Annotated in this window: 17 protein-coding genes and 1 riboswitch; of the genes, 6 read left to right on the forward strand and 11 right to left on the reverse strand. The window is 68.0% G+C overall.

Going from position 1 to position 15,738, the window contains the following annotated elements; all coding sequences use genetic code 11:
* Nucleotides 1-5: 5 nt before the first annotated feature.
* On the forward strand, nucleotides 6-647 hold the full coding sequence (locus tag LG299_RS08945) for a LysE family translocator (RefSeq protein WP_404429354.1): 642 nt from the start codon (nucleotides 6-8) through the stop codon (nucleotides 645-647).
* Nucleotides 648-660: 13 nt separating this feature from the next.
* On the opposite strand, the gene LG299_RS08950 is transcribed toward LG299_RS08945, so the two are convergent.
* The 3 genes from LG299_RS08950 to LG299_RS08960 form a co-directional block, all read right to left on the reverse strand.
* A complete protein-coding gene (locus LG299_RS08950; RefSeq protein ID WP_404429356.1) occupies nucleotides 661-1,488 on the reverse strand; it encodes an SDR family oxidoreductase in 828 nt (275 codons plus the stop codon).
* A 10-nt stretch (nucleotides 1,489-1,498) separates the two neighbouring features.
* Entirely contained in the window at nucleotides 1,499-2,287 is a 789-nt protein-coding gene (locus LG299_RS08955) for an enoyl-CoA hydratase/isomerase family protein (protein ID WP_404429358.1), read from the reverse strand.
* Nucleotides 2,288-2,416: 129 nt separating this feature from the next.
* Nucleotides 2,417-3,178 (reverse strand): SDR family NAD(P)-dependent oxidoreductase, encoded by a 762-nt coding sequence (locus LG299_RS08960; RefSeq protein WP_404429360.1) that lies wholly within the window; start codon nucleotides 3,176-3,178, stop codon nucleotides 2,417-2,419.
* 297 nt (nucleotides 3,179-3,475) lie between these two features.
* Between LG299_RS08960 and LG299_RS08965 the strand changes: the two genes are divergently transcribed.
* Both LG299_RS08965 and LG299_RS08970 read left to right on the forward strand, forming a co-directional pair.
* Nucleotides 3,476-4,201, forward strand: coding sequence for a phosphotransferase (locus tag LG299_RS08965; protein WP_404434848.1), 726 nt, complete (start codon nucleotides 3,476-3,478; stop codon nucleotides 4,199-4,201).
* Nucleotides 4,198-4,593, forward strand: a complete 396-nt coding sequence (locus LG299_RS08970) for an MmcQ/YjbR family DNA-binding protein (protein ID WP_404429362.1) — start codon at nucleotides 4,198-4,200, stop codon at nucleotides 4,591-4,593. The genes LG299_RS08965 and LG299_RS08970 overlap by 4 nt, the downstream gene beginning before the upstream one ends.
* Before the next feature lie 95 nt (nucleotides 4,594-4,688).
* Here LG299_RS08970 and LG299_RS08975 read toward each other — a convergent pair whose 3' ends face one another.
* From LG299_RS08975 to LG299_RS08985, 3 genes are all read right to left on the reverse strand, one after another.
* Entirely contained in the window at nucleotides 4,689-5,474 is a 786-nt protein-coding gene (locus LG299_RS08975) for an energy-coupling factor transporter transmembrane component T family protein (RefSeq protein WP_404429364.1), read from the reverse strand.
* Nucleotides 5,471-6,928, reverse strand: a complete 1,458-nt coding sequence (locus tag LG299_RS08980) for an ABC transporter ATP-binding protein (protein WP_404429366.1) — start codon at nucleotides 6,926-6,928, stop codon at nucleotides 5,471-5,473. The genes LG299_RS08975 and LG299_RS08980 overlap by 4 nt, the downstream gene beginning before the upstream one ends.
* Nucleotides 6,925-7,575, reverse strand: coding sequence for an ECF transporter S component (locus tag LG299_RS08985; RefSeq protein ID WP_404429368.1), 651 nt, complete (start codon nucleotides 7,573-7,575; stop codon nucleotides 6,925-6,927). Before LG299_RS08985 ends, LG299_RS08980 begins: the two co-directional genes overlap by 4 nt.
* Nucleotides 7,569-7,678, reverse strand: a riboswitch (TPP riboswitch). It overlaps the preceding gene by 7 nt.
* Before the next feature lie 38 nt (nucleotides 7,679-7,716).
* Here LG299_RS08985 and LG299_RS08990 point away from each other — a divergent pair.
* Nucleotides 7,717-9,246 carry a D-alanyl-D-alanine carboxypeptidase family protein gene (locus tag LG299_RS08990; RefSeq protein ID WP_404429370.1) on the forward strand — a complete coding sequence of 510 codons (1,530 nt, stop codon included), beginning with the start codon at nucleotides 7,717-7,719 and terminating at the stop codon, nucleotides 9,244-9,246.
* A gap of 32 nt (nucleotides 9,247-9,278) precedes the next feature.
* Here LG299_RS08990 and LG299_RS08995 read toward each other — a convergent pair whose 3' ends face one another.
* From LG299_RS08995 to LG299_RS09010, 4 genes are read right to left on the reverse strand one after another with little or no spacing between them, the layout of a single operon-like run.
* The gene (locus tag LG299_RS08995) at nucleotides 9,279-10,226 is read right to left on the reverse strand and encodes a DnaJ domain-containing protein (RefSeq protein ID WP_404429372.1); all 948 of its coding nucleotides are present in this window, start codon (nucleotides 10,224-10,226) and stop codon (nucleotides 9,279-9,281) included.
* 6 nt (nucleotides 10,227-10,232) lie between these two features.
* A complete protein-coding gene (locus tag LG299_RS09000; RefSeq protein WP_404429374.1) occupies nucleotides 10,233-10,739 on the reverse strand; it encodes a hypothetical protein in 507 nt (168 codons plus the stop codon).
* Entirely contained in the window at nucleotides 10,736-11,599 is an 864-nt protein-coding gene (locus tag LG299_RS09005) for an LssY C-terminal domain-containing protein (protein ID WP_404429376.1), read from the reverse strand. Before LG299_RS09005 ends, LG299_RS09000 begins: the two co-directional genes overlap by 4 nt.
* Entirely contained in the window at nucleotides 11,596-12,672 is a 1,077-nt protein-coding gene (locus LG299_RS09010) for an enoyl-CoA hydratase/isomerase family protein (RefSeq protein ID WP_404429378.1), read from the reverse strand. The genes LG299_RS09005 and LG299_RS09010 overlap by 4 nt, the downstream gene beginning before the upstream one ends.
* Before the next feature lie 101 nt (nucleotides 12,673-12,773).
* Between LG299_RS09010 and LG299_RS09015 the strand changes: the two genes are divergently transcribed.
* A complete protein-coding gene (locus tag LG299_RS09015) occupies nucleotides 12,774-14,375 on the forward strand; it encodes an ABC transporter ATP-binding protein (RefSeq protein ID WP_404429380.1) in 1,602 nt (533 codons plus the stop codon).
* The gene (locus LG299_RS09020) at nucleotides 14,372-15,199 is read left to right on the forward strand and encodes an ABC transporter permease (protein ID WP_404429382.1); all 828 of its coding nucleotides are present in this window, start codon (nucleotides 14,372-14,374) and stop codon (nucleotides 15,197-15,199) included. Before LG299_RS09015 ends, LG299_RS09020 begins: the two co-directional genes overlap by 4 nt.
* Before the next feature lie 37 nt (nucleotides 15,200-15,236).
* On the opposite strand, the gene LG299_RS09025 is transcribed toward LG299_RS09020, so the two are convergent.
* On the reverse strand, nucleotides 15,237-15,713 hold the full coding sequence (locus tag LG299_RS09025) for a hypothetical protein (protein WP_404429384.1): 477 nt from the start codon (nucleotides 15,711-15,713) through the stop codon (nucleotides 15,237-15,239).
* Nucleotides 15,714-15,738: the final 25 nt, after the last annotated feature.

Consider the following 15,738-nt stretch of genomic DNA (forward strand, 5'->3'; position numbering starts at 1 on the left):
GCTTCGTGGTCCCGATCGAGAATCTCTTCGCCTTCACCCTGGCCGCGATCGTATTGATCGTGATCCCGGGGCCGTCGGTGCTGTTCACGATCGGCCGCGCGCTCGCGCTCGGCCGGGTCGGCGGACTGCTCTCTGTGCTGGGCAACGCCCTCGGACTCCTGCCGATCATCGCGCTGGTCGCGCTCGGCGTGGGCGGAATCGTGGCGCAGTCGGTCGTGCTGTTCACTGCGCTGAAGATCGCCGGAGCCCTGTACCTGGCGTATCTCGGCATCCAGGCCATTCGTCACCGGAAGGATGCCTCGCGCGCCGTCGCCGAGGGCGCCCTGCCTCGCTCACACTGGCGTCAACTCGGCGAAGGGTTCGTCGTGGGAATCACGAACCCCAAGACGATCGCCTTCTTCGTGGCGGTCCTCCCCCAGTTCGTCGACCTGTCAGCGGGCGCGGTGCCGCTGCAGATGATCGAGCTCGGGTTGATCTTCTTCGTGCTCGCCCTGATCTCTGATGGCGCCTGGGCGCTCGCGGCTGCCGGCGCACGCCAGTGGTTCGCCACCTCACCCCGGCGCATCGAGGCGCTTTCTGCGACCGGCGGTGGGCTCATGATCGGGCTCGGCGGCGTGCTGCTGTTCACCGGCAACAGCAAGCACTGAGCCGACCTTGCGGCTACAGGAAGATATCGGGGAAGAGCTGGTCGTCGGGCGTGCCCGGAACGGCTGCGTAGCCCGAGAAGTCCGTGATTCCGGATGCCTCGAGCACATCTTCGACGATGAGACTCTGGCCGGTGTACTCGGCAGCGGGCTTCAAGAAGACTTCGTACGCGGCATCGGCGTAGATCTCGGGGGTGCGGCTGACCTTCATCATCCGGTCCCCGCCCAGGGCGAACTGCACGGCGGCCGTCGCGATGGTCGTGCGCGGCCACAGGGTGTTGGCGGCGACGCCGAACGCCGCGAACTCCGCCGCCATGCCGAGGGTCGCCATCGACATGCCGTACTTGGCCATCGTGTAGGCGGTGTGTGCGCCGAGCCACTTGGGGTCGAGGTTGAGCGGCGGCGAGAGCGAGAGGATGTGGGGGTTCTCAGCATCCCTCAGCATCGGAGCTGCGGCGCGGCTGAGCATGAATGTCCCGCGCACGTTGACGTCTTGCATCAGATCGTATTTCTTTGCCGCGAGGTCGAGCGAGCGCGAGAGGTCGATGACTGAAGCGTTGTTGACGACGATGTCGATGCCGCCGAACTCGCCCTGGGTCTTGAGCACCGCTTCGGTCACGTCGTCGTCGTTGCGAACATCGCCGACGATCGCGAGGGCATTGCCGCCGGCCTCGCGGATCGCGTCGGCGGCCGAGTGAACGGTGCCCTCGAGCTTCGGGTGCGGGGTGTCAGTCTTGGCGAACACAGCGACGTTCGCGCCATCGCGCGCGGCGCGCAGGGCGATGGCGAGGCCGATGCCGCGGCTGCCGCCCGACATGAGGATGGTTTTTCCGGCGAGTGACATGGGGTTCTCCTCAGTTTTGGGATTGCGAGCGCGAACGGGATGACGCGGCCGCAAAGCCCGCGATGCGCGCCTTGGCATCGTCGGTGTCGAAGCGGGCGCCGATCGACCGGGCCTCTTCGGCGAGGTTGCCTTCGAACGAGCGCTCGGCGGCGGAGTGGATGAGGCGCTTGGCCTGCCCGAAGGCCGCGGTCGAGTTCGACAACCAGAACGCCGCGATCGCCTCGGCGCGTGCGGCGACCTCGTCGGCCGCGTGCACTTCGGCGACGAGGCCCCAGGCGAGCGCGGTCGCGGCGTCGATCGTGATGTCTTGCAGCAGCAACTGCAGCGCGCGGCGTCGGCCGATCGCGGCGGGAAGCAGAGTCGTCACGCCGAGGTCGGGGGTGAGGCCGATGTTCGCGTACCGGCTGACGAAGCGGGCCCTCTCGGACGCGACGATGTAGTCAGCGGTCAGCATCAGGCCGAGTCCTCCACCGGCGACCGCGCCCTGCACGGCCGCAACGATCGGCTTGTCGGACTCCACGAAGGTCCGGATGCCGTCGTGGATGACATGCGCCGCTTCGGTGACATCTGACCCGGTGGCGTCGGAAGTCCCCATCGAGATGACGTCGCCGCCGGCGCAGAAGGCCGGGCCTGCAGCATCCAGAATCACTGCTCCGACGGAGGAATCCGAGGTGACCTGGTGCGCGACATCACGCCAGCGCCTGCCCATCTCGAAGTCCATCGCGTTCAGCGAGGCGGGGCGGTTGAACGTGACGCGGGCGAGCCCTGCGTCGATGGTGAGGAGGATCGATTCTGTCATTTCGGTGCCAATCATTTTGGTGCCATGCGGTGTTTTTTCAGCCCCGTACGCCGTGGCTTTCGTAGGCGAAGTCACTTTGGTGCCATGCGGTGTTTTTCAGCCCCGTACGCCGTGGCTTTCGTAGGCGAGTCACTTTGGTGCCATGCGGATTGCGCCATCGAGGCGGATCGTCTCGCCGTTGAGGTAGCCGTTGTCGATGATCGCCATGACCATGCGGGCGTACTCGTCGGGTCGTCCGAGGCGTGCAGGGTGCGGCACTTGCTGCCCCAGCGAGTCCTGTGCGGCCTGCGGCAGGCCCACCAGCATCGGGGTCTCCATGATGCCCGGCGCGATCGTCAGTACGCGGATTCCATAGCGGGCGAGCTCGCGAGCGATCGGCAAGGTCATGGCGTGCACTCCGCCCTTGCTCGCGGAGTACGCAGGCTGTCCGATCTGGCCATCGAAGGCGGCGACGCTGGCGGTGTTCACGATGACTCCGCGGTCACCGTCTGCTGTCGGCTCAGTTTTGGCGATGGCGGCGGATGCTTGAGCGATCACGTTGTACGAACCCACGAGGTTGATCCGTACGACCTTTTCGAACGCCTCGAGCGACGACGGGTTGCCCTCGCGGTCGAGCACCTTGGCGGGCGGAGCAATGCCTGCGCAGTTGACGACGACCCTCAGCGGACCCGCTGCGCTCGCGGTCTCGACTGCGGCCGCGACGCCCGCGGGGTCCGTGACGTCGGCGGCGGCGAACGCTCCACCGAGCTCTGCAGCGATGTCGGCCCCGGCCGAACCAGGCAGGTCGATGATCGTGACGATCGCTCCAGCTTCGGTCAGGCGTCGGGCTGTGGCGAGTCCGAGTCCGCTCGCACCCCCGGTGACGAGGGCTGAGGCGCCGGTGATGTCCATTGCGTTCTCCTTCGAAGCGACATTGCATCCCACCCTACGCGGGACTCAGTCTCACCCGGAATCCGAGTCGGCGCGCACCAACCAGGCTAGCCGGTGAGACCGCCGAGTTGAGGTGTCACATGTGGTCGCCTCGAAGCGCCGGACACGACGACTTGTGACACACGAAGTCGCGGGCCGGGCCGAAGCGTCCGCCAAGGTGTCGCAACCGGTCGCTTCAGCGCGGACAAGGCGACCACATGCGACACATAGACACTCGTCGGGCCGAAGGACTGCCGATGAGGGTGTTGGATGGCACCCATGTCGATTCCCGTCGAGACCGTCGCGGTGCCCGCCATGGTCACGCGCCTCGCGGCCGGCGCGACCCTCGTGCCGGTGTGGCGCAATGGACACGGCGGTCTGACGTTCCGCACCGACGATGGTCGCTACATCCGCTGGGGTCCGCGCCACCTCGAGACGTCCTTCGCCGCCGAGGCCGAGCGCATCGAGTGGGCGGCACCCTTCACTCCGGTGCCGCGCGTGGAAGAACTCGGCGGCGACGAGACCCACGAGTGGTGCGTCACAGCGGCCCTGCCGGGGCTCTCGGCGGTCGACCCGCGGTGGATCGCAGAACCGGCGGTCGCCGTCCGGGCCATCGGTGAAGGCCTTCGCGCGCTCCACGACGCGTTGCCGGTGGCGGACTGTCCCTTCGACTGGGGTGTGCAACAGCGAATGACGGATGCTGCGGCCCGAGGCATCCGGATCCCCGATCCCCTGCGCACCCCGCCCGAAATCGACCGCCTCGTCGTATGCCACGGTGATGCGTGCGCACCCAATACCCTGATCGGAGCAGACGGCACCTGGAGCGGGCACGTCGACCTGGGCGCCCTCGGCGTCGCAGACCGCTGGGCAGACATTGCCGTAGCGGCGATGTCCACCGGGTGGAACTATGGTCCCGGGTGGGAGAACGAACTCGTCGAGGCCTACGGACTCGCGCCCGACGCCGCCCGCATGGCCTACTACCAAGACCTGTGGAACGCCACATGACCCACCCGCTCATGTTCGATCGGAACGACCCCGATCTCGCACGGTTGCGCGCGCTGGCGCTGGATCTTCCGGGCGCCGCCGAGAAGGTCAGCCACGGCCGGCCGACCTACTTCACCACGAAGGTGTTCTGCTACTACGGCGGGTCACCGAAGGTTGACATCCACCAGCGGCACGACCGGGCGATCATCGTATTGCCCGACCGCGACGATGAACCCGCGCTCAGGCAAGACCCGCGGTTCTGGATCCCGGCCTACCTCGGCCCGTCGGGGTGGCTGGGTCTCGACCTCGACGACACCGATTGGGACGAGGTCGCTGAGCTGCTCGACGCCTCGTACCGCCGCACAGCGCCCACGCGGCTGGTGCGCGAGCTCGACGCCCGCGCTGCCGACTGACACAAAGCTCAGCGGCTCACGACAAAGTCCACGCTCGCTCCCGCGCAACTGCCGCTGCTGTTACTGTCTCGCAGAGTCAACCTGGTGCATCAGGGTCACAGCCCCAGGATGAACCGCCAGGTCCCCGCGGCGATGGCGGCGATGACGGATGCTGCGGCAATTCCGATCGCGATCGCTACGAGTCCAGCATCCCGCCACCGCAGCACCGACGGTCGCGCCCACGTGCGCTCGACTCCGGCGCCGAAACCCCGGGCCTCCATCGCGGTCGCGAGCTTGGTCCCGCGTCGGATGGCCAACACGAACAGCGCGAAGGCCTGGCCCGCGAAACGGCGGACCCTGCCGGTGTCGGCGACCCCGCGCGCTCGACGCGCGAGCGAGAGCTCGCGCCAGTCCTCGATCAGAAGACCTACGAGTCGAAGACCGGCGAGCGCGCCGATCACGAACCGCGCCGGAAGGCGAACGATCTGCGCAAGACCGTCGGCCAAGTCAGTGGGGTCGGTCGTGGCGAACAGGATGACCGAGGGCAGGGCGATGGCGAGCACGCGGAGGAAGATCGACAGTGCGAGATCGATGGAGCCGTCACTGATGCGGAGGATGCCCCACTCGAGGTACATCTGCCCGGACGGGCGGCCGTAGAGCACGGTGGCGACGGCCGCGATGCCGGCTCCGACAGTGATCGGCCACATCCGCACCCAGATGGCTCGTGCTGTGAGGCCGGTCCACGGAAGCAGGGCGAGGGTGAGCACGAGTGTCACGCCGGCCGACACCGGGTCGATCGACAGCAGCAGCGTCACCGACAGCACCATCGCGGCCGCGAGCTTGGCGACAGGGTTCACCGATGCCAAACGGGTGTGTCGAAGATCGGCGACGATCAGGCTCACGCCACGCCCCCGAGCACGAGTTCGTCGTCGGCGAGCGCATCCACGAGAGCGCGGTCGTGCGAGACGAACGCCACGGCTGTCCCCGCAGCGCGCACCTCGTCGATCAAACCCGCGAGTTCACGCCAGGTGCGGGCATCCTGACCGTACGTCGGCTCGTCGAGCACGATCACTCGCGGTCGGGTCGCGAGCGTCGCCGCCACCGTGAGTCGACGCTTCTCCCCGCCCGAGAGAGTGAAGGGGTTGACGGCCGCGAGGTGTGTCAGTCGCAACCGCTCGAGAAGCTCGTCGACGCGCACCACCCTCTCGGCGTCAGAGAGCCGCAGGGCCTTCGGCCCGACCTCGAGTTCGTCCCGCACCCGTGTCGTCAACAACTGGTGCTCGGGAGCCTGAAACACCGTCCCGACGCGGGTCAGCAGATCTCGCGAGCGCCATGCGAGAGGCTCCGCGCCGAGCCCCGCCCGCAACGCTTCGGTGGCGGCCAGCGAGCCCTCGACCGGCGCCAAGAGCCCCGCGGCGGTCATCGCGAGCGTCGACTTGCCCGTGCCATTCGCCCCCGTGATCGCGAGCGCGCGAGCACCTGTCACGTCGAACGAGATTCCGGACGCCGCGACCCGAGCAGTCTTCTCACCAAACGGCTTACGCCCCACCGCGAGATCACGCGCTTCCAACAGGACGGATCCCTGACCACCGCGCGCGGCCGGGGAGAACCCGGTCGACGCTCCCGGCACCCACACGCCCGCCGCGGTCAGCGCCGCGCCGTGGTCGCGGAAGACGGCATCCGGCGACCCCTCAGCCAGCAACCCCTCCGAGCCCAGCACGATGACGCGGTCAACGTGGTCTGCCCAGAGCGACACCCGATGCTCGACGACCACCAACGTCGCGCCGGTCGACGCTGTCGCCCGCAGCACGGCATCACGCACCGAAACAGCACCCTCGGGGTCGAGATTCGCCGTGGGTTCATCCAGCAAGAGCAGGCCGGGCTGCATGGCGAGCACGCCCGCGAGCGCCAGGCGCTGCTGCTGACCACCCGAGAGTTTCGCGGTCGAGTGATCGCGGCCGAAGGGCAACCCGACGGCGTCGATCGCAGCATCCACTCGTCGCCAGATCTCTTCGCGAGCGATACCGAGGTTCTCGCCCGCAAAAGCGATGTCATCGCCTACCCGGGCGAGAATCACCTGCGCATCGGGATCCTGCAGCACGAGCCCCGACCGGCCACGCGCGCCAGCGGGCGGAGTGCCATCGATGAGGAGCGACCCGGCCTGTTCGCCGTCCTCGGCATCGCCGAGCACGCCGGCAAGCCCGCGGAGAAGTGTGGACTTGCCCGACCCGCTCGCGCCGAGCAGCAGTACCCGCTCGCCCGGGGCAAGGTCGAGATCGAGGCCCGCGACCGCCCAGCGGCGGCGGCCGGCGTGACGCCACCCCCACCCCTGGGCCTGGACGCGGGCGCCACTCACGCTGCGTCGACGGATGCGGGTTCCGCCTCGCGCGCGCGGGCTTCACGCCCTGCGGCGAAGCGGTCGAGGGCTCCGGTGGCTGCCAGTGCCCGCGCGATCACCCACGACAGCACACCGGCGATCAGGATGCCCGAGACCACGGCCGAGACGAAGTAGACGAGCCGGGCCTCATCCGAGAGCGCGGCGACGGAAGAGAAGTTCGTGTCGAGCACCGCGACCGCGATGCCGGCGAACGCACCGGAAGTCACCGCGGCGACGAGACGCCAGTTGGCGTACAGGAAGATCGCAAAGCCGATCTCTGCCGCGAGCCCCTGCACGACACCCCAGACGAGCGTGAGAAACGCCCACTGCGTGCCGAGCGCCATCGAGACCACGGCCGCGACGACCTCGGTGTACAGCGCCGCGCCGGGCTTGCGGATGATGAGACCGCCGAGGACGCCGGCGAACAGCCAGCCTCCGGCGAGCAGTCCCGACAGGCCCGGAGTGAACGCCAACGCGGTGTCGAGCCCGGGCCACGCGAGCCCCCACAGCCAGAAGATCACGCCGGCAGCAGTACCGATGACACTGGCGACGATGATGTCGACCACCCGCCAACGGAATCGGCTCACAGACGGAACGGACGGTGAAATGGACGCTGACGAATGCATCGGATGCTCCTCCCTGCGCTGGCATGACCCAGATCAGGTTCGACGGTCGAAGCGTGGATCGCTTCCTCTCAGCCCGGCTCACCGGACTCCCGTGGTTGTGTCTCGATTATAGACCTGCTCGCGGCGCGGTACCTTAAGCGAATGGTTTCGCACGACTCCCCCACCTCGAGCCGCCGCGCCTTGCGCGCGGGGCGCGAACCGGGGACCGCGTCACCCGATTCTGGCGACACCGCGAGCGTGTTCGGATCTGCCACCGAACCGGCAGTCGGCGCGACCGATGCCACGACCACGACGCTCACCGCCGCGACGATCAGCGCGCCGAGAGAGATTTCGCCCTGGGTGCTTCCGTGGGTGGATGCCGCGACCATCGCGACCCCGAGACCCCCCGTCACTGATCTCTCAGGCGCCACGGGCGGCTACCTGCCCGCGGCGCCGGATCTTCTGGGCAAGCCGCCGCGGCGCTCGCCCTTTCGGGCGGGGGTACTCGTGCCGATCGCTCTGGTCATGGCTCTCGCCGGCGCCTACGCCGCGACCACACTGCTGTGGCCGTTGCACGCGGTCACCCCGACGATCGAAGCCGCAGATGTTCAGCCGATCGCTGCGGCCGCCGCGACACCGGCCTGGCCCGCACAGGGCAGCGCCGCTGTGTCGGTCCGAGGAATCACGGGCACCCTCGCCTCGGCCGAAGAGGTCGTGCCGATCGCGAGCATCACGAAGGTCGTCACCGCACTCGTCGTACTCGACGAAATGCCGCTCTCGCTCGGCGACCAAGGACCGGAGTATCGCTTCACAAGCGCCGACAATCAGGCCTACTGGGCCTACCGCGCCCGCGGCGAGTCGGCACTGGATGTGCCCGTCGGCGGCACGCTCACGCAGTACCAACTTCTCGAGGGCATGCTGATCGGTTCGGCCAACAACTACGCCGACCGGCTCGCCAGCAACCTGTGGCCGTCGGACGCGGTCTTTGCGGATGCTGCGACCGAGTGGCTTTCGGTCCACGGCGTTCCCGGCATCCGGATCACCGAACCGACCGGAATCGATCCAAGCAATTCGGCGAGCCCCGGCGCCCTGATCACCCTGGCGCAGAAAGCCCTCACGAACCCGGTAGTCGCCGAGATCGTCGCGAAGACCTCGGTCGAGCTTCCCGGTGCTGGCCTCGTCGAGAACACGAACGAACTGCTGGTCGACCCCGGTGTGATCGGCGTGAAGACCGGCACGCTCGATTCGTGGAACCTGCTCACCGCGAAAGATGTCGTCGTCGATGACACCAGCGTCCGACTGTATGCCTCGATCCTCGGCCAGCCCGACGACGACACCCGGCTGGCGGCAGCGCGCGCGCTGTTCGCCCAGCTCGAAGCCGAGCTGCAGCCCGAGCCGTCCGTCGCCGCCGGCACGCAGACCGGCATCGTCTCCACGGTCTGGGGTGAGAGCGTGCCGATCACCGTCACCTCTGATGCCGACGTGGTGCTATGGAACGGTGGCGCAGCGACCGTCGAGACCTCATACTCGCTCGGCGATTCACGAGCCGCGGGCGACAGCGTGGGCACCCTGAAGGTCACCGGCCCGCTCGACGCGGTCAGCGTCGATCTGCAGTTGGGCGCCGACATCGAAGAGCCGACGGCGTGGTGGCGTCTCACGCATCCGCTCGAACTCTTCGGCCTCACCGACTGACACCGACGGAAGCCCCCGGAGAGCGTGAGAGATCAGGCGAAGCGCACCGACTGCTGAAGGCGAGTGCGCACGTCGAACACTTCGTTGCCGCCCACCGCGCGCACACCCGTGACGCCCCGGCGCAGCACCGTCGACAGCGCGCTGCGCGACACGATCGCGACCGGTGCACCCCGCACCTTGCCGATCTCGTCGATGGGCTGCTCGACATCGTCGTCGGGCAGGACGACGATCGCCCCTCCGAAGCGCACACCTGCGGCACGAGCGATCACGCGCATCCGCGCGACGAGCCCGGCGATCGGCGCGTCCGTGACCCCATCCCCGATGAGCTCGCCCCGGCGCACACGCACCGGCCCGCCGAAGTCCTCCGACAGGATGCCGTAGAGGCCGCTCGGGCCGAGCACGACGTGGTCGATCTTCGCGTTCGGGTCGGCTCCGCGTCCGACCGCGGAGACGTCGTGCCACACGGTGTACCCCATGCCGAGGTCGGCGACGATCCGGGCCGTTGCCTCTTCGGCGAGCGCGTCGGCCAATAGCCGGCGCACGTGGTGCGGCGCCGAACGCACGAGTGCGGGGTCGTATGGGTCGTCCAGGGCAACACCCCGGCCCACCCACTCGCGGATGAGGTCGAGGTACCGCTCGCGCCGCCAACCGCCGGGTTGCCCGTACGAGCGCGCCCGTGGGCGCGTGTCGGCCGTAGCCCTCGGTGGACGCCAGGTCGGAGCATCCGTCGCCTCCGGCGCGAACGAGGGCGCAGACGCCGCACCGAATCCGTGCCCGCGGTCGTACGCGGCGCGTGCCGTGGGTTCGCCGACGAGCGCCCAGGCGCGTTGCACCTGCACGAACAGCGCCGAGTCGCCGCCGGTGTCGGGGTGGGTCTGGCGCAATCGCAGGCGGTACGCCTTGCGGAGAGTTTCTTCATCGACGGATGCTGCCACCCCGAGAATCTCGTAGGCAGACGCCGAAAGCGGACTATCGAACACTTGGGCCTACCGCCGCTCATTGCGACGGGCGTACGCGGCCGCACTACGGCTGGAAAGAGCGAGCAGGAGGAGGACGTCCAAGCCGATCGAGAGAAAAGTGCCCTCGAGAGTGACGGCCTGTTCGTGGGCGGCCCACGCAATGAAAGTAGTGCTGATCGAAATGACAGCGACGAACATGATCAGCACCCGTGCCCAGTTGTGGCCCCGGAAGATGAAGATCGCCAGCACGGCATCGATCAAGAGGACGACGGCGCCGGTGATGAGCACGATCCACAGCACGGTCGTCTCGGGGTCCACCAGGTCGATGTCGTCCAGGGCGATGTCGATGGTGGCGTCGCCCCAACCGGCGGCGGCGGCGCTGAGCACGATGATTCCGGCAACAACGCGAAGCAGAACAAGCACGAAGCCGGTCACCGTGGAGGCCGGACGCTTCATTTCGGGGTCGTAGCCCGTGGGCCGCAGCAGACGCTGCGCGGGTTCGAAGGCAGGGCGCTTGTTCGGCTGATCGGTCATGCGCTCACCGCCGAAGAGAGCTCGACACCGCGAACATCGACGATCGGCAGGTCGCCGTCGGTGCGGATCGTGTCGCCTCCCCCGTTGCGCGCGTGATAGCCGGCGGCGAAGTCTTCGATGACATCCACGCTCACTCGGTCATCAGCATCCGTCACCGTCCGCACGATGTGATCGCGCTCGACATCCGTGTTGGCGTCGATGCGGTGGGTGACCTGGAGAGTGAAGAGCGACAGGCCGACACTCGTGTCGAACGTGCCGGCCGCGAGCCAATCGACTCGGCGTCCGCCGGGGAGGAGCCAGCCGTCGGGACACTTCCAGAACCGCACATGGTGACGCTGTGCCGGGTTGCCGTCGACCTCTTGCTGGTACGCGAAATTCTGCTGGCGGCCGAAGAGGAACAGCGGGCTCACCGGTGCCTCGTGGTAGCTCTTGCGGGTGACCGTGGAGGTGACGATTCTCCATGACGTCGCCATCGTCACCGGATCGGCCTTGGTCCACTGCGCTGCGCGCATCGCCTGCTCGATCTGATCCCCTGCGCCGATGAACGCGAGGTTCACCGGATCGCCGAGCAATCCGTCACTCGTGCGCGCCCGGCCGATGAAGTAGTCCGGCACGTAGATCGTCGTGAGAATCCGGTGAAGGCGGGGCAGCACGAGGTAAGCCAGCAATACCCAGAACGCGAGCGCGAACGGGACACCCCACCATCCGACGCGGAAGGTCTCGCTCGCGCTCAGGTAGGCGAGCCAGATTGCCGCCACCCCAGCGAACACGAAGAAGAACCAGTCCAGCGCGATTCCGATCGAGTACGCCCTCCGCGGCGGCGGCTCATCGGCCTCGACCGGCCTGGCGGGCTCGCTCATGACCAGAGCGGCTTCCGTGGAGCGTGTCCGAGCGCGGTGGCGCCGAGGTCGGACGGCAGCTCGGCGATCGTCGCCGGATTCCACCGAGGTGAGCGATCTTTGTCGATGAGCTGTGCCCGGATGCCCTCGATCAGATCCGGCTGGGTCTCTGCGAACCACAGCACCAGCCCGTACTCCTGGGCGAGAGCGTCGCGCAGGCCAGAGAGCTCACGCGCACGGCGCACGGCGTCGAGGGTGACGGCAAGCCCCGTGGGCGAGAGTTCTTCGAGCACGGTGGCGGTGGCGGATGCCTCGGCCTCCGGCCGCGAACGCAACCGGTCGATGATCTCTGCCACGGTGTCGGCCGAGAATGTCTCATCGATCCATGGCCGGGCCGCCTCCAGCGCCGACGGGCCGGGGGTCTCGTCGAACAACAAAATGATCTCGGTCGGGGTGGCGGGGTCGGCGCGAGTCTCGAGCGCTTCTCGCACCGCGGGGAGGTGCTCGCTCGGCACGAGGTAGTCGGCGAACCCGGCGTAGATCGCATCCGCAGCATCCATCGTCCCGCCCGTCAGCCCCAGGTACTCGCCCGTGCGTCCGGGCGCGTGCGCCAGCAACCAGGTGCCGCCGACATCGGGGGTGAAACCGATCCGGGTCTCGGGCATCGCGAGTTTCGAACGTTCGGTCACGATGCGGATCGCCGCGTGCCCGGCGAGGCCGATGCCGCCACCCATGGTGATTCCATCGGCGAAGGCGACGACGGGCTTCGGGTACTCGGCGATGCGGGCGTTCAGCGCGTATTCGGCACGGAAGAACACCCCCGCCTCTTCGATGCCGCTGCGCACGATCTGCTCGGCAAGACCACGGACGTCGCCGCCCGCGCAGAATCCCCGGTCGCCTGCGCCGTCGAGCAGCACGATGTCGATGTCGCTGTCGCCCTGCCACGCATCAAGCGCGACCGACACTTCGCCGATCATGTCGAGGTCGAGAGCATTCAGCGCACGCGGGCGATTGAGCGTCAGGCGGCCGAGACTGCCGGACGGCCGGGCCAATACCTTCGGCTCGGGAATCGTGGACTCGGAGGCGTTCGTCACGATCGCAAGAGTATCGCGAGCAAGCGATCCCGCGGCCGGGAAGGGGTGCGGGGCCACGCCGGGAGCGGGGTTGACCAGGTTGGCAGGGATTTTCCGCAAAGATGAAGAGAGGAACTGTCCACGACAACGAGAGGTTCGGTATGCCCGAAGGTCAGGTGCTCGAATTCTCTGAGGTGACCAAGCGATTCGGTGGGATCACCGCGGTGTCGGGATTCAGCGCCCGTGTCGAGCCGGGCCAGGTCACGGGGTTCCTCGGACCCAACGGCGCTGGCAAGACGACGACTCTCCGCATCCTGCTGGGGCTCGTGCGCGCGACCTCTGGAACGGCGACCGTCGGTGGAGTTGCCTACGCCAAGCTGGCGAACCCCCTGCAGACCGTCGGCGCTGTGCTCGAAGCATCCAGCTTCCATCCCGGACGAACGGCCGCGAACCACCTGCGCGTGTATGCGCGGGCGGGCGGAATCGGAGGCGCGCGCGTCGACGAAGTGCTCGGCCAGGTGGGGCTGTCGGATGCTGCGGGCCGCAAGGTCGGCGGATTCTCGCTCGGTATGCGCCAACGCCTCGGTCTGGCTTACGCCCTGCTCGGCGACCCGGGAGTGCTCGTGCTCGACGAGCCGTCGAACGGTCTCGACCCCGAAGGCATCAAGTGGATGCGCGGATTCCTCCGCCAACTCGCGCGCGAAGGCCGCACCGTGCTCGTCTCGTCGCACATGCTCACCGAGGTGCAGCAGACCGTCGATGCTCTGCTGGTGATCTCTGGCGGACGGCTGGTGTTCCAGGGCGGCCTCGAAGACCTCGTCGACCCGTCCGAGTACGCGACCGTCGTGGATGCCCCCGATCGTGCGGCTCTCACCTCGGCATTGGATTCCTCGGGGGTCTCGTACGAACTTCTGCGTTCGGGACTCACCGTGCGCGGCACCGATCCGGCGGGCGTCGGCCAGCTCGCAGCTGGCGCCGGAATCGCGCTGTCGTCGTTGCAGCGCAAGGGACCCGCACTCGAAGAGGTCTTCCTCGAACTCGTCAGCGGTCAGCGCGTGCACGCGAGCGCGGGTGGCACCGCGCCGGTCGACTCGGCTCCTGAGGCCGTCGCTGCGGCGGCGGTTGTCGCGCCTGTGCTGATCGAAGACGCGCGGGACGAAGCATCCGCCGCCGTCAACATCGCCGAGCGCGAATCCGTCGCCGTTGTCGAAACGGCGACGGAAGAGGCGCCGGATGCTTCCGCCCCCACGACCGCGGGCTTCGTGGTCGCCAGCACCGGCGTGATCGACATCATCACCCCCGAAGAAGCCGCAGCCTATGCTGCCTCCGGCTCCGAGCCCGAGGCCGAAGCCGAAGCCGAAGCCACCGGCGACGCGGATGGATACGAAGGGGAACCCGTCGGTCCCATCGACGATGAGCTCGACAGTGATATCTCCAGCGACATCGCCAAGGCCACGGACAGTGACCCCGACGACGGCCTGGACGGCGAGCAGAACCTGCCGGAGCGCCCGTTCGACGAGTATCCGAAGACCGAGTCAGACCTCCAGGCAGACGCGTTCTTCGCGGCGTTCGACGCCGAAGCCCAGGCTGCCGAAGAGGCTCGGGCCGCCGAGTCCGAAGATTCGACCGAGGACGGCGAGGAAAGCGACGGCGGCGATGATCCACCGCCTGCGGAACAGTCAGGCGCCGAGAACCACGACCACGAGGGCGGTGAGCTGCGATGAGCTTCGCCTCCGCCACACGCTCTGAGACGGCCAAACAACTCACCACCTCCGGCTGGTGGGTGCTGGCGCTCATCCTCTTCGTCTACGTCGCGTTCACCGCGGCCGTGCTCGGTTTCGTCTTCTCCGCCTCCGCGAGCGGATCGTTGCCGGGATCGAACGCGCCGCAGATTCCCGAAGAGGGACTGACTGCGACTCTGTACAGCACTGCCACCGCCATCGCGTATGTCTTCCCGCTGCTGGTCGGCACGCTCATGGTGACTGGAGAGTTCCGCCACAAGACGCTCACCCCGACGTTCTTGGCCACACCCCGGCGCGGAATGGTGCTGTGGGCGAAGCTCGCGGTCGGCGTGATGATGGGCGTCATGTTGGGCGTGGTCGGCGTCATCGCCTCGGTCGCTCCCTCGGCAGCATTCCTCGCCGCGAACGGAATCGACACCGGCCTGGCATCAGCGGACACCTGGGCCATGTTCGGACGAATGATTCTGGCGTACGTGCTCTGGGTGTTCGTGGGCATCGGAGTGGGTGCGCTGGTGCGCAACCAGGTCGGCGCCATCGTCGGTGTGCTCGTGTTCACCCAGTTCATCGAGCCCATCGCCCGCACCGCCGGGGCCTTCGTGGACGGGCTCACCGAGGTCACGCGGTACCTGCCGGGCGCGGCGAGCGATGCACTCGTCGGCGCGAGCATCTTCTCGGGCGCGACTCCCGGCGGCATGACCGCCGAGACGCCCCTCGAATGGTGGATCGGCGCGCTGCTGCTCCTGGGCTACGCGGTCGTCCTGCTCGTCTTCGGATACCTGACCACCTGGCGCCGCGACGTCAGCTAGCTGACACGCATGCAGTACCGGACGTGAGCTAGGCGGTTCAGACCGCAGGGGCGGGCTTCGGCGCCGGTGATGCCTTCGGGGCCCGCTTCTTCGGTGCCACCGTGGGAATCGTCCCGGTCTCAGCGGCGATCTCGACCACGTCGGCCGGCTCGGCCGCGACGTCAGCTTGCAGTGCTTGGACGAGTTCGAGCCCGTGGCGAGTGCTGAGAATCACCCGCTGAAAGTGTTCGTCACCCTCGAGGTCGATGACCACGCTCGGACGGCCTCGGCGAATGATCACGAAGTCCGATGTGCCGTCACCGACCAATCGGAACGTACCCATCGCGACCACACCGGGGATGTGAGTACCGGGGCTCCGCACCCCTCGCAGCCATGTCCAGGCGTCCTGCGTGAGTTGGACCTTGGCGATGTGGGAACGGTCGATGACCACATTCCCTCGATGCAGAGCCATGGCCCGCTCGGCTCCCGACAGCACGATCTCCAGCTGCGTCGAGTCCAGAAGCATCGTGACCATCACCCCAGTCTGCCAGCGACACGGT

Source organism: Microbacterium lacus, from assembly GCF_044794305.1.
GTDB classification, from domain to species: Bacteria; Actinomycetota; Actinomycetes; order Actinomycetales; family Microbacteriaceae; genus Microbacterium; species Microbacterium lacus_B.

What these genes read in the sequence shown, in the direction of transcription:
- LG299_RS09025 (WP_404429384.1), bottom strand. Translation starts at nt 15,713, where the DNA reads ATGGTCACGATGCTTCTGGACTCGACGCAGCTGGAGATCGTGCTGTCG.
- LG299_RS08970 (WP_404429362.1), top strand. Translation starts at nt 4,198, where the DNA reads ATGACCCACCCGCTCATGTTCGATCGGAACGACCCCGATCTCGCACGG.
- LG299_RS08950 (WP_404429356.1), bottom strand. Translation starts at nt 1,488, where the DNA reads ATGTCACTCGCCGGAAAAACCATCCTCATGTCGGGCGGCAGCCGCGGC.
- LG299_RS09000 (WP_404429374.1), bottom strand. Translation starts at nt 10,739, where the DNA reads ATGACCGATCAGCCGAACAAGCGCCCTGCCTTCGAACCCGCGCAGCGT.
- LG299_RS09005 (WP_404429376.1), bottom strand. Translation starts at nt 11,599, where the DNA reads ATGAGCGAGCCCGCCAGGCCGGTCGAGGCCGATGAGCCGCCGCCGCGG.
- LG299_RS09020 (WP_404429382.1), top strand. Translation starts at nt 14,372, where the DNA reads ATGAGCTTCGCCTCCGCCACACGCTCTGAGACGGCCAAACAACTCACC.
- LG299_RS08985 (WP_404429368.1), bottom strand. Translation starts at nt 7,575, where the DNA reads ATGCATTCGTCAGCGTCCATTTCACCGTCCGTTCCGTCTGTGAGCCGA.
- LG299_RS08990 (WP_404429370.1), top strand. Translation starts at nt 7,717, where the DNA reads ATGGTTTCGCACGACTCCCCCACCTCGAGCCGCCGCGCCTTGCGCGCG.
- LG299_RS08960 (WP_404429360.1), bottom strand. Translation starts at nt 3,178, where the DNA reads ATGGACATCACCGGCGCCTCAGCCCTCGTCACCGGGGGTGCGAGCGGA.
- LG299_RS08955 (WP_404429358.1), bottom strand. Translation starts at nt 2,287, where the DNA reads ATGACAGAATCGATCCTCCTCACCATCGACGCAGGGCTCGCCCGCGTC.
- LG299_RS09015 (WP_404429380.1), top strand. Translation starts at nt 12,774, where the DNA reads ATGAAGAGAGGAACTGTCCACGACAACGAGAGGTTCGGTATGCCCGAA.
- LG299_RS08965 (WP_404434848.1), top strand. Translation starts at nt 3,476, where the DNA reads ATGTCGATTCCCGTCGAGACCGTCGCGGTGCCCGCCATGGTCACGCGC.